This window comes from Methylobacterium haplocladii (assembly GCF_007992175.1).
In the GTDB taxonomy this organism is placed as follows: Bacteria; Pseudomonadota; Alphaproteobacteria; order Rhizobiales; family Beijerinckiaceae; genus Methylobacterium; species Methylobacterium haplocladii.
Map to the genome: position 1 here is coordinate 104,228 of NZ_BJZT01000005.1, position 11,894 is coordinate 116,121.

Below are 11,894 nucleotides of genomic sequence, written 5' to 3' on the forward strand. Positions count from 1 at the left end.
AGTCTCGCGCGACTCGTTCCGTAGGATTCGATGCTGTGGATAACTTGGAAAAAGCCGATCGATATAAGGCTTGAAGCCATTCTGGCGGAACTGCGCAAGGGAGCGGCGGTTCTTCCACGACGATGGCCAAGCTCCTCGATCCCTATCGCGCAAAACGGGATTTCGACGTCTCTGCCGAGCCGAGTGGGCGACGCGGCCGCCGGGCCAAGAAAGCACGCTTCGTCGTCCAGAAGCACGACGCCCGGCGCCTGCATTATGATCTCCGCCTCGAGATCGACGGTGTCCTCAAGAGCTGGGCGGTGACCCGTGGGCCGAGCCTCGTGCCCTCCGACAAGCGTCTCTCCGTCCCGACCGAAGACCACCCGATCGACTACCTGGCCTGGGAAGGAGCGATCCCGAAGGGCCAGTACGGCGGCGGCACCATGATCGTCTGGGATACGGGCCACTGGAAACCGGTCGGCGACCTCGCCGCGGCGCTCGCGAAGGGCCACCTGGAGTTCGAGCTGCAGGGCGAGCGCCTGAAGGGCCGCTGGCATCTCGTGCGCATGAAGGCCGCGGCAGCGATAAGAATGAGCCCTGGCTGCTGATGAAGGCCGATGACGAGCACGCCCGCGGCGCGGGTGACGGCGACATCCTCGGCGAGCACGACACGTCGGTGCTGTCGGGCCGGACGAACGAGGAGCTCGCCGCCACCGGGACGATCAGAGCCGATCACGCTGCGCGTGAACGCGTCGCATCGAAACGGCGTTCGAAGCCGAAGGCGCCGACAGCGCCCCCGGGCCGGAAAGGCATACTCCCGCCCTTCGTCGAGCCGGCCCTCGCGACGCTGGTCCAGGCTGCGCCGAGCGGGAAGGACTGGCTGTTCGAGATCAAGCACGACGGCTACCGGATGCAGGCGCGCATCGATGGCGGCAAGGTCAAGCTGTCGACCCGTTCCGGGCTCGACTGGACCGCGAAGTTCAAGCCGATCGCGCAGGCGCTCAAGGCCCTGAAGCTGCCCTCCGCTCTCGTCGACGGCGAGATCGTGGTCGAAACGGCGAGCGGCGTCTCGAGCTTCTCGGCGCTCCAACAGGCCTTGACGACCGGGGAGATCGGTCAGGCCGTCTTCTACGCCTTCGACCTGCTCTACCTCGATGGGCGCGACCTTCGAGCCCTGGCTCTGACCGAGCGCAAGGCCCTGCTTCAGCAGGCGCTCGATGATGCCGGCCCGACGAGCCGCGTCCGGTTCAGCGAGCATCTCGACGCGGACGGCGACGCCATGGCCCGGCATGCCTGCCGGCTCGGCCTGGAGGGCATCATCGCCAAGAAGGCGAGTGCACCGTACCGATCCGGGCGCAGCGATCACTGGCGCAAGGTGAAGTGCACGTCCTCGCAGGAATTCGTGATCGCCGGCTACATGCCGTCGACTTCCGCGCCGCGTGCGGTCGGTTCGCTCATCCTCGGCGTCTATGACGGCGAGGACCTCGTTCATGTCGGGCGGGTCGGAACGGGATTTACGAACGCGGTCTCGCGCGCGCTCTGGACGCAGCTCGATCCGTTGCGGGCCGAGGCCGCGCCGTTCCGCGAGGCCCTCCCGCCGCTGGCGAAGCGGAACGCCAAGTGGGTCGAGCCGAAACTCGTCTGCGAGGCGACCCTTCGCGGCTGGACCGCCGACGGTCAGGTGCGCCACGCCTCGTTCAAGACGCTACGCCCCAACGTGGATCCGCAGGCGGTGATCCGCGGCGACGCTTCCAGGCCGTCCCGGTCCCGTTCGAAGACTGGCACGGCAAGCGACGTCAGACTGACGCATCCGGACCGGGTGATGTGGGACGACGTCGGTCTGACGAAGCAGGGGCTGTTCGCGTTCTATGCTGAGATCGCCGATCACATCCTGCCGCACATCGTCGACCGCCCGCTCTCGCTGCTGCGCTGCCCCGATGGCATCGGCTCCTGCTTCTACCAGAAGCACGGCTGGGCCGGCATGGATGCGCGCCACATCCACACGGCGAAGGCCGGCTCCGAGAACGTCGTGGTGATCAGGGATCGCGACGGGCTCCTGGCCCTGGTTCAGTCGAGCGTCCTCGAGATCCATCCCTGGGGTGCGACGGCAGACGAACCCGACAAGCCGGATCGGCTCGTGTTCGACCTCGATCCCGGGGAGGGCGTCGGCTGGGAGCAACTCGTCACCGGCGCCAATGAGGTCAGGGAACGCCTTCACGCGCTGGGTTTCGCCGCGTTCGTGAAAACGACCGGCGGCAAGGGGCTGCATGTCGTCGTGCCGATCGAGCCCAAGGCTGGCTGGGACGAGGCGAAGACCTTCAGCAAGCGCCTTGCAACGGAAATGGCGAAGGACTGTTCCGACCTTTACGTCGCCACGGTGGCCAAAGCCGCGCGGCCGGGCCGGATCTATGTCGACTATCTCCGAAATCAGCGAGGGGCGACCGCCGTCTCCGCCTTCTCGACACGTGCCCGGCCCGGCGCACCGGTCTCGGTCCCGGTGACCTGGAACGAGTTGCCATCGCTCGGCTCGGGTGATCGGTTCACAGTGGACACCTTGGCCAACCGCCTGGGCGCGATGCGCGGCGATCCCTGGACCGCATTCAGCGGTGCAGCTCGTCCGTTGGACGATGGGCGCGCAGTTCGAAGACGGCCCGCCGAAGCGCGCTGAGTCTGCGAGGAGGCTGAGCGATTGGGACCGCGATTGCGCACGTATCGTCGCGCCTGCGCTAAACCGTGATCGTCAACGGACCCGTAGCGCGAGCATCAGCCTCGCCAAACGCGGCCGCAGCGGCAAAAACAGGCGAAAGGCCGTTTCGGCGACGGGCAGGATCAGCCGAAACCCGAACACACGTAGGCCGACGAAGCGCCCCAGCCAGCGCCAGGCCGGCAGAACGGACCAGAGCTTCGTGAAGGCCGCCGCGCCGGAACTCAGCCGTCCGTCCGTGTCGCGCACATGAAAGCGTGCCTGCGCCGTCGCGCAGGTCAGGCTGGGACCCAGCTGGGCATCGGTTTCGACGGAGGCAAGATCGACGAACCTGAGGTGTTCGGCGCCTGCACAATTGCGATAGTGCCTGATCTCGGTCCGGCAGAGGGGGCAAGCGCCATCGTAGTAGACGGTCAGGGTCTCGCGCATCGCGTTCCTCACGTCGGGGCCAGAGCCTGTCCACCGATCAGCGATAACCGGCCGCCTGCAACTCGAACAATTCGGCATAACGTCCGCCTGAGCGGAGGAGCTCAACGTGCGAGCCGGCCTCCTGCACACGCCCCTCGGCCAGGACGACGATGCGGTTGGCCTGCCGCACGGTGGAGAAGCGGTGCGAGATGAGGATCGCCGTGCGCCCGGCCGCGAGATCGCCGAAGCGGGCGAAGACCTCCGCCTCGGCACGTGCGTCGAGCGCCGCCGTCGGCTCGTCGAGGATCAGCACCTCGGCGTCGCGCATGTAGGCGCGGGCGATTGCGATCTTCTGCCATTCGCCGCCGGACAGGTCGACGCCGTCCTCGAAGCGCCGGCCGAGGCGCTGGTCGTAGCCCGTCGGCAGCTTCGCGACCACGAGGTCGGCCAGCGCCCGCGAGGCCGCGCCGCCGATGCGGCCGACATCGGCACGGGCGTCGATGCGGCCGACGGCGATGTTGTCGCCGGCAGTGAAGTCGAAGCGGACGAAGTCCTGGAAGATGACGCCAATCCGGGCGCGCAGGACCTCGAGATCGTAGTCGCGCAGGTCCCGGCCATCGAGCAGGATGCGGCCCTCGCTCGGGTCGTAGAGGCGCGAGAGCAGCTTGACGATCGTGGTCTTGCCGCTGCCGTTCTCGCCCACCAGCGCCACGACCTCGCCGGCCCGGATCGTCAGCGACAGATGGCGCACGGCCCAGCGTTCGGCGCCGGGATAGCGATACCCGACATCCTCGAAGACGAAGCCGTCGCGGATCGGATCGGGAAACGCGGCCGGCTGTTCGGGCGAACGGATGCGGGGCGCCACGGCGAAGAAGGAAAACAGGTCGTCGAGATACTGCGCCTGGCCGGTGAGCTGCGACACGCCGAGCAGCAGCCCCTCGACGAGACCGCGCAGCCGCAGGAACGCTCCGGACAGGAAGGTGAGGTCGCCCACCGTCAGCGTGCCGTCGAGGGTGCGGACCGCGATGACGCCGTAGGCGAGGTAGTAGGCGAGCGTACCGAGGCCGGCGAAGGCCCCGCCGAACCCGGCCCGCCGAACCGCGAGCCGGGTGTTCTCGCCGAGGATGCGGTTCGCCAGCACACCGAAGCGGTCGGACAGGAAGGTGTGCAGGCCGAAGAGCTTGACCTCCTTGGCGCTCTCGGCCCCGGCGCCAAGGTAGCGCATGTAGTCGCTCTCACGCCGCTCGGGCGAGCGCCGGTAGGCGAGCCGGTAGCTCTGCCGGTTGAAGTGCAGTTCGTTGAGGAAGGCCGGGATCAGCGCGAGGACGAGCAGGACCACGAGCCAGGGCAGAAACGCCACGACTGCCGCCGCGAGGGAGATCGCGGTGAGCAGGTCCTGCCCCTGGCCGAGCAGCTGGCCGATCAGGTTCGAGCGCCAGGCAACCTGCCGTCGGGCGCGCTCCAGCCCGTCCTGCACGCCCGGGTCCTCGAACTGCTCGAGGTCGAGGGTGGCGGCATGAGCCATCAGCCGGAGCGTGATGGCGTTGCCGGTCCGCTCGGACAACACGCCATCGACGAGGCTCGTCGCGCGCCCGAGGAGGTCGGAGGCGACCGCGAGCGCGAACTCGATCCCGATCAGCCAGGCGACGTGCCGCAGCCGCGGATCACCGAGCCCGTCGACCGCCGCCGCGGCGGCCGGATCGGCCCGTCCGGCCACGACCGTGTCGATGACGAGCTTCGCCACGTAGAGCATCAGCGTCGGCAGGGCCGCCCGCACGAGCCGCAGTCCGACACTGCCCAGCGTCAAGGCAGGGCTCGTCGCCCAGGCCAGCCGGAACAGGGCCGGCAGATGCCGCAGGGCTCCCGCGCGCGTAACGAGCGTGCGACGGAGCCCCTCGATGGGTGATGGCGTCAACGACAATCCTGAATCGATCCCGGACGTGTTCGGCTATTTGACGAGGACGACGGCCTTCCGGCCGTAGGCTTTGGCCGCGACCTCCCGGACGATGAAATCGGCTACGTCGGCCCGCGCGATCCGGCCGTTGCGCCAGGAGGAGGCCTGGTCGAGGACCTGGTACCCGCCGGTCTTCGCGCCGCCCGTCAGCACGCCCGGCCGGACGAAGGTCCAGTCGAGGGCGCTCTTGCGGATGCGCATCTCCTGCGCGTCCTTGTCGTCGTAGGCGCGCCCGAACACGAGCTGGAAGGGCAGGCGCTGCAGCGCGCCGATCGCGGCCCGGCTGTCGCCGGTCCCGAAGCCGGTCACTGCAATGAGACGGCGCACGCCGGCCTTCTCCATCGCGGGCACGAGCAGGTTGGTGGCATCCGAAAACAGATGCACCGGACCGAACAGGCTCTTCAAGGGGACGCCTAGGGCCTGAACCACGACGTCGATCCCGTCGAGGGCCGCCGCGACATCGCCGGCCTTCAGCGCATCGCCGGTAAATCGCTCCGGATCGGGATCCGACACCGGGATCTCGGCGGCCGAACGGGCGAAGGCCCGCACCTGGTGTCCGGCGGCCAGGGCCGCCTTAACGGTCTCCAGTCCGATGCCGCTGCTGGCGCCGAGGACGAGGATGTGGGCCATGGGGTGGCTCCCTGCTGCGCTACTCCGCGGCGTCCCGCGATCGCTCCGGCATGGTGACATGCTGGCTGTCAGAGACCTTGCGGCCGTTCTCGACCTTTTTGCTCTCCGTCGGATCGAGGGGTGCCCCGAGCGGCGCATGTGTGCCGGCGTGCTGCTGCTCGTCGTTCAAGTCGCCGTCCTCCGGGCGTCGGCCGGTTGGCGTGCTGTCGGTCTTGCTCTGGGACACGGACCCCTCCGATGCGTGATGGATGCGGCTGCGACGACGAAGCCGGGCAGGAGCCGTGATCGGCCAGCGAGGTCGGTGCCGCGAACGGACGCGGTCCGCTCTCCCAGTTCAGCTCGGCTGCTGCTCGGTGTCCTCGACATCGGGATCGTCATCCGGCGGCAGGGACGAGTCGGGCTCGGGCTGCGGGTTGGCCTCGATTTCGACTTCGGCCGCCGGGTCGATCTCGCCATCGCGCCGATCTTCGGGCAGGGCGCCGGAATCTTCGCCGGGCATCGGCGTATGGGCTGAGGTCATGACTGGTTTGCTCCACTGATCTGCAGAGCGGCAAGCCTGGCGCGGGGGGAAGCGTTCCGGTCTGGCAGTGTCGCAGCATCGGCGCGTCCGACGACCTCCGCCGGTCCCACCCAACCTCGCCGTGCTGCCGGCGTCGCGGGCGCTCGATCCAAGCTGCACCGGGCAATTCTGCTGCGATGCAAAACGGCGTCTCGCTTCCGATCGCTCTGTTCTGCCTGCACTTTCTCGGCGGTCACGCGCGGAAATGGGCCGGCATCGCCGAGCGGCTCGGTTCTACGCACTGGTCAGATTGTGACCTCCCCACCGACCGGTGATCAGATCGGGCAGCGGGGTCGAGCCGGGCGAAGCAGTGCAGTGCTTCCAACAATGCAGACGCACGTCGAATCTTTGACGGAGATGGCTACCCGTTTGGCTCCGGAGGCGATCACCGCCCGGGGTTCGCCTCAGAGCCGATCGACCGCAGAACATCGAGGCGATATTCCGCCGTTCGCGACTGCTTCAAGACGCGGGCAAAACTGCCAGCTCCTGCGATAAATCCTTCGGCAGCCTCGTGACCGGTCAGGGGGTAGCTCGTCTCGCCGAGCCAATGAACCAGCACGATGTCGCCACCGGGCAGAAGGGCACCCTTCACCCGTGAAACGAGGCGAGCGAGGTCGGCGCGGTTGAGGTAATAGGCCACCTCCGACAACACGATCAGGTCGAAGTGGCCTTCCGGCCAGGCGTTCGGAACGGCCGCCAGCTCGAAGCGAACGTTCGGATAATCGGCGCAGCGCACACGTGCGCTGTCCAGCACGGACGGAACGACATCGAGCCCGATCAACGCATCGCAGCGTGGGCATAGCTGACGCGTGAAGACGCCGATCGAACAACCCACATCGAGACCTGACGTGTAGTGGGTCTGCGGCAAGCTAGCGAGAGTCGCCGCATATTTTGCGCGCTCGTAATCGCTCGTCGCGAAGCGCCACGGATCCGGATCTGTGGCGTACATGCCCTCGAAGAAGTCCGGATCGAGCGAGGCGGGACGACGTGCCGTTGGGGCGACGGCCGGCATGCTCGGGTCGGATCCCTGGCCAGCAGCGCTCCCTACGCCCAGCACTGCTCCGGCAGCGGCAAGGCCTCCGGATTGCAAAATCAGGCGTCGGGTCGGTCGCTCATCGTCGCGCACAAGGTGCCTCGCTGCCGCCCGTTCATATGACGGTGCAACCGCCCCTCGTCGGAACCGTTCCGGGACGCGAGCTCATAGCCATCGCTCGTCGAGATCGGTGGCGTTCCGATCGGCAACGGGCTGGGCCGCATCGCCCTCGGCGAAGACCACCACATCGTCCGGCCCGACGTCCCGCGTCGCGTAGAAGTCCCAGCGACGATGAATGACCCGCGGACCGCCGAAGATCCGGTAGGCGTTCCAGTAGCGATCGTCCCGGAAGCCCACGTAGTGAATGCAGCGCGGCGCTCTCTCGGTCGGCTGGGGCATGCGAGTTGGTCTCCCCGCTCAGCCGGCCGAAGCGGTTCGATCCGGAGCTGAAGCAACCGAGGCCGCCGACGATGGTTCGTTTGGTGGGCCGGCAAGGCCAGCGGCAGATTGGCACTCGCATCCATGTCGACTTGGAGCACCACCATCCTGAGCCTGTGGGCCGCCTATTGGGCCGCGATGTTTGCCCAAGTCGCGCACCTTCGGACGCTCGACGATGGCGTAGGCGCAACGGGCTTCGCGTGGCTTTCCGGTGCGCTGCTGGCGGCCGGGACGGGTTTTTTCGCGAACTCGATCGGCGCATGAAGTTATGTGCGTCCGAGAATTTGCCAAGCTCGATGTGCAAGCAGTGTCGAGACTCGCATGAGCAGTGAGCCAGATCGGTCGCGAAATTGGAAACGAACCGGGCTGCTCCTGCTCGGCTTCGTCGCGGGGCCGCCCGCTGCGTTCGTGCTGCTGTCGCCTCTTCTCGCTCTCGTGGGGTACGCGACGGAGTGGTTCGCCCCAGGGGCCATCGGCAACGTCGTCGGGTTGATCCTACTCGGCGCCGCAGTCGTAGCTGTGTTCGTCGCCGCCGTCGTAGCTGTGGTCGTGGCAGTCCTTGCCCTCGTCGGCACGGCCGCGGCGACAATCGGGAGCGCGATCGCACACGTGTTTTCGCGTCTGCGCTGAGCCGCGCCTGACAATGCAGACCGTCGCCGACACCATTGAGTCGTACTGCGCGGCGGCGCGATGCTTCGTTACCTGACCGTACTCGCTGCGGGCCGGCCAAATCACGAGCGGCCGTGCGGAGGCGATTGTGGCTCGGATCACCTGGTCGGCTGACTCCGTGCGGTGAGCTTGTTTCCGTCCGGATCGCGAAGGTAAGCGACGAACGACCCGTTCGGGCGCTCGGCGGGCGGACTCTCGATCGCGGCACCACCATGCGCGGTGCCGGCCTCGTGCCACGCAAGAACATGATCGCGGCTTGCGGCGGCGATACCGATCGTTCCACCGTTCGCTGCGGTCGCCGGATTGCCATCGATGGGTTTCGTGATCATCAGGCGACTACCCCCGTGGGCGTAGATCAGCCTCCCTCGGGCGTCCGTCTCGCCGGGGGCGCCGCCCAACGCAGCGAAAGTGGCGTCGTAGAAGCCCTTGGCCTGCTCGAGATCATTGCTCCCGATCATGACGTGAGTGAACATGCTCTCCTCCACGAAGGGACAGATCGATCACCAGTGTGATCGAGTCGCATCCAGCACGGCCTACTGCGCGACGACCAGAGCCCAGAACCGGCCGTAGGACGAGCCCGGTGCATCGGCATGCGCGATGCCGATGCGACGAGCCTGGGGCAGGAGCAGATTCGCGTTGTGGCCCGATGAGGCCTGCCACATGGCCAGCGTCTGATCGAACGTAGCCGTACCGGCTCCGAGGTTCTCGGCCTTCAGGCCCCTCGCGAGCCCGGTCATCGCCATGCGGGCCTGGAACGAGCCGCCGGCATCGTGGCTGAGCGAGCCGGCCGCGGCGTTCGCCCTCGCGGCATAGGCTGCGGCTCGGGTCAGGCCCGCGTCGACCTGAACGGGCCCGAGGCCATATTGCGCCCGGTACCGGCTGATCGCGACCGCGGCGGCACGGTCGTCCGAGACAGCCCTGCGGGCCGCCTTGGCGGCGTAGGCTCCGCTACAGCCGGCCAGCACCACAACGAGAGAAGCGATCGGGTGTGTGAAACGACGGAGCATGAGCCGGGATAATCCCTGAAGCGCGCCAGCGAGACACGCAGGCTCGTCCAGATCGGTTTAGGAACGGTTGCGGTCGCCGCGTGACCTGCCTCGTCTATCGGCGGCGAGCGCTGGACAGCTATGTGAGATGAGGCCGCCGGATCGGCTAAGTGCTTGATGCCGCTGGTGCTCCCAAGGGGAATCGAACCCCTGTTTTCGCCGTGAGAGGGCGACGTCCTAGACCGCTAGACGATGGGAGCTTCCGGGCCGGCGACGGTTCCTATACCGACGCGATCAGGGGCCGGCAAGGCCTCGAGTCAGCTTAAGTGGAGCCACGGTCATCACAGGTGCGCAGGACGAAGACGGGCCGGAGCGCCTGAGCGTGACCCTAGCGCCGGAGGCGACCATGGAACGGCTAGACCGGGTGCTGGCGGCAGCGTTCGGCGAGTTGTCGCGCTCGCGGCTGCAGGCGCTGGTGCGCGAAGGCCAGGTGCTCTGCGACGGGGCCGTGGTGCTCGATCCCTCGCGCAAGGTCGGGCCGGGCGCGCTGCTCGAGGTCGCGGTGCCGGAGGCTGCGCCGGCCGAGCCGCAGGGCGAGGCGATGGCGCTGGTCATTCCTTACGAGGACGAGGATCTGATCGTGATCGACAAGCCGGCCGGGCTCGTGGTGCATCCGGGCGCCGGGCACGAGACCGGCACGCTCGTGAATGCGCTCGTAGCGCATTGCGGGGAAAGTCTGTCCGGCATCGGCGGGGTGCGCCGGCCGGGCATCGTGCACCGGCTCGACAAGGACACCAGCGGACTGCTCGTCGTTGCCAAGAACGACCGGGCGCATCAGCGACTCTCGGCGCAGTTCGCCGATCACGGCCGCAGCGGCGATCTGGAGCGGGCCTACCTCGCCTTCGTCTGGGGGATGCCGGAGCCGCGCACCGGCACGATCACCGCCAATTTGGCCCGAAGCCATAAGAATCGCGAAAAGATCGCGGTGGTGCGGGAGGGGGAGGGGCGCCACGCAGTGACGCATTACCGGGTCGAGGCGCAACCCGATGCCGACGGCATCGTCACGCTGCTGCGCTGCGTGCTGGAGACGGGGCGAACGCACCAGATCCGCGTGCATCTCAGCCATCGCGGCCACCCGCTGCTCGGGGACGACACCTATGGCGGCGCGCTGAAGACCAAGGCGGTGAAGCTCGAGGAGGCGGCGCGCGCCGCGCTCCTGGCGCTGGGGCGGCAGGCGCTGCATGCAACGCTGCTCGGGTTCAACCATCCGCGGACGGGCGAGAAGCTGCGCTTCGAAAGCCCGCTGCCGCCGGACCTGGCGGCGCTGCTGAGCGCGCTCTCGCGAAAGTCCGGATAACCGTGCGGCGTTGCGCGGGCGCACCGGTCAAGCAGACGCTCCATGACCCGGTGCGTTTCGGCACCGCGACGCGGTGACTCGCCGTGCAGACTCCAGCCCGAAGTTCGTTTCGTGCGTTGAAGCCATTCGCGTGGTGACCGCCGCTACCGAACGTCGTGGCTTCCCTGTAGAGATGGGAGGCGCAACGGCCGGCTCAAGAGGAGCGGTCGATCGCACAGGGCCTGCCCGCATGGGGGGCCGACGAAGGAGGTGTCCATGGCCGGAGCATTACCCATGCTCGCCAACGAAGGTGGCCTTTCGCGCTACCTCGACGAGATCCGCAAGTTCCCGATGCTGGAACCGACGGAAGAATTTACCCTGGCCAAGAGTTGGCGCGATGCGGGCGACCGCGATGCTGCGCATCGGCTGGTCACGTCCCACCTGCGTCTGGTGGCCAAGATCGCCATGGGTTATCGCGGCTACGGCCTGCCGATCAGCGAAGTCGTGTCCGAGGGCAATGTCGGCCTGATGCAGGCCGTCAAGCGCTTCGAGCCGGACAAGGGCTTCCGCCTCGCCACCTACGCGATGTGGTGGATCAAGGCGGCGATCCAGGAATACATCCTGCGCTCGTGGTCCCTCGTGAAAATGGGCACCACGGCGAACCAGAAGAAGCTTTTCTTCAATCTGCGCAAGGCGAAGGGCAAGATCTCGGCCCTCGACGAGGGCGATCTGCGCCCCGAGCACGTCGCGACCATCGCGAAAAACCTCGGCGTGCCCGAGCAGGACGTGATCGACATGAACCGGCGCCTGTCCGGCGACACCTCGCTCAACGCGCCCCTGCGCGAAGAAGGCGAGGGCGAATGGCAGGACTGGCTCGTTGACAACAGTCCCAGCCAGGAGACGGTGCTCGCGGGCGAGCAGGAAGGCCAGAACCGGCTCTCGGCCCTGCGCGACGCCCTCTCCGTCCTCAACCAGCGCGAGCGGCGCATCTTCGAGGCCCGTCGCCTCGCGGACGATCCGATCACGCTCGAGGACCTGTCCGGCGAGTTCGGCGTCTCGCGCGAGCGCGTTCGCCAGATCGAGGTGCGCGCCTTCGAGAAGATCCAGGAGGCGGTCAAGCGCAACCTGGCGACCCGCGAGATGCCCCGCGCCGAAGCCCGCGCCTGAGCTTTAACGTCGACGCCGGAGGACCTGTCCT

At 67.7% G+C, this 11,894-nt stretch carries 13 protein-coding genes, 1 tRNA gene and 1 pseudogene; 5 read left to right on the plus strand and 10 right to left on the minus strand.

What is annotated here, in order from left to right:
• The first annotated feature begins 122 nt into the window (after positions 1–122).
• A pseudogene (ligD, locus tag MHA02_RS02625) lies at positions 123–2,647 on the plus strand (DNA ligase D).
• 72 nt (positions 2,648–2,719) lie between these two features.
• On the opposite strand, the gene MHA02_RS02630 reads toward ligD, so the two are convergent.
• The 7 genes from MHA02_RS02630 to MHA02_RS02660 form a co-directional block, all read right to left on the minus strand.
• The gene (locus MHA02_RS02630; RefSeq protein WP_147076413.1) at positions 2,720–3,112 is read right to left on the minus strand and encodes a thiol-disulfide oxidoreductase DCC family protein; all 393 of its coding nucleotides are present in this window, start codon (positions 3,110–3,112) and stop codon (positions 2,720–2,722) included.
• Positions 3,113–3,149: 37 nt separating this feature from the next.
• Positions 3,150–5,006 carry an ABC transporter ATP-binding protein gene (locus MHA02_RS02635; RefSeq protein WP_238180271.1) on the minus strand — a complete coding sequence of 619 codons (1,857 nt, stop codon included), beginning with the start codon at positions 5,004–5,006 and terminating at the stop codon, positions 3,150–3,152.
• A 33-nt stretch (positions 5,007–5,039) separates the two neighbouring features.
• Positions 5,040–5,675, minus strand: a complete 636-nt coding sequence (locus tag MHA02_RS02640; RefSeq protein ID WP_147076414.1) for an NAD(P)-dependent oxidoreductase — start codon at positions 5,673–5,675, stop codon at positions 5,040–5,042.
• Positions 5,676–5,694: 19 nt separating this feature from the next.
• On the minus strand, positions 5,695–5,901 hold the full coding sequence (locus MHA02_RS02645) for a hypothetical protein (protein ID WP_147076415.1): 207 nt from the start codon (positions 5,899–5,901) through the stop codon (positions 5,695–5,697).
• Between the two features lie 108 nt (positions 5,902–6,009).
• On the minus strand, positions 6,010–6,195 hold the full coding sequence (locus tag MHA02_RS02650; protein ID WP_147076416.1) for a hypothetical protein: 186 nt from the start codon (positions 6,193–6,195) through the stop codon (positions 6,010–6,012).
• A 424-nt stretch (positions 6,196–6,619) separates the two neighbouring features.
• Positions 6,620–7,246, minus strand: a complete 627-nt coding sequence (locus tag MHA02_RS02655; RefSeq protein ID WP_147076417.1) for a class I SAM-dependent DNA methyltransferase — start codon at positions 7,244–7,246, stop codon at positions 6,620–6,622.
• Between the two features lie 186 nt (positions 7,247–7,432).
• On the minus strand, positions 7,433–7,666 hold the full coding sequence (locus tag MHA02_RS02660) for a hypothetical protein (RefSeq protein WP_147076418.1): 234 nt from the start codon (positions 7,664–7,666) through the stop codon (positions 7,433–7,435).
• Positions 7,667–7,789: 123 nt separating this feature from the next.
• Between MHA02_RS02660 and MHA02_RS02665 the strand changes: the two genes are divergently transcribed.
• Together MHA02_RS02665 and MHA02_RS21960 are read left to right on the plus strand one after the other, a co-directional pair.
• The gene (locus tag MHA02_RS02665) at positions 7,790–7,969 is read left to right on the plus strand and encodes a hypothetical protein (protein WP_147076585.1); all 180 of its coding nucleotides are present in this window, start codon (positions 7,790–7,792) and stop codon (positions 7,967–7,969) included.
• A gap of 57 nt (positions 7,970–8,026) precedes the next feature.
• The gene (locus MHA02_RS21960) at positions 8,027–8,335 is read left to right on the plus strand and encodes a hypothetical protein (protein WP_170248984.1); all 309 of its coding nucleotides are present in this window, start codon (positions 8,027–8,029) and stop codon (positions 8,333–8,335) included.
• Between the two features lie 137 nt (positions 8,336–8,472).
• On the opposite strand, the gene MHA02_RS02675 is transcribed toward MHA02_RS21960, so the two are convergent.
• The 3 genes from MHA02_RS02675 to MHA02_RS02685 all read right to left on the minus strand — a co-directional run bounded on the left by MHA02_RS02675 (position 8,473) and on the right by MHA02_RS02685 (position 9,620).
• Positions 8,473–8,847, minus strand: a complete 375-nt coding sequence (locus tag MHA02_RS02675) for a VOC family protein (protein WP_147076586.1) — start codon at positions 8,845–8,847, stop codon at positions 8,473–8,475.
• A 60-nt stretch (positions 8,848–8,907) separates the two neighbouring features.
• Positions 8,908–9,381: a CAP domain-containing protein gene (locus MHA02_RS02680; protein WP_147076420.1), complete on the minus strand. Its 474-nt coding sequence runs from the start codon at positions 9,379–9,381 to the stop codon at positions 8,908–8,910.
• Positions 9,382–9,544: 163 nt separating this feature from the next.
• Positions 9,545–9,620, minus strand: a tRNA-Glu gene (locus tag MHA02_RS02685).
• 146 nt (positions 9,621–9,766) lie between these two features.
• Between MHA02_RS02685 and MHA02_RS02690 the strand changes: the two genes are divergently transcribed.
• Positions 9,767–10,717, plus strand: coding sequence for an RluA family pseudouridine synthase (locus MHA02_RS02690; RefSeq protein ID WP_147076587.1), 951 nt, complete (start codon positions 9,767–9,769; stop codon positions 10,715–10,717).
• A 255-nt stretch (positions 10,718–10,972) separates the two neighbouring features.
• On the plus strand, positions 10,973–11,863 hold the full coding sequence (gene rpoH / locus MHA02_RS02695) for an RNA polymerase sigma factor RpoH (RefSeq protein ID WP_147076421.1): 891 nt from the start codon (positions 10,973–10,975) through the stop codon (positions 11,861–11,863).
• The last annotated feature ends 31 nt before the right edge of the window (positions 11,864–11,894 follow it).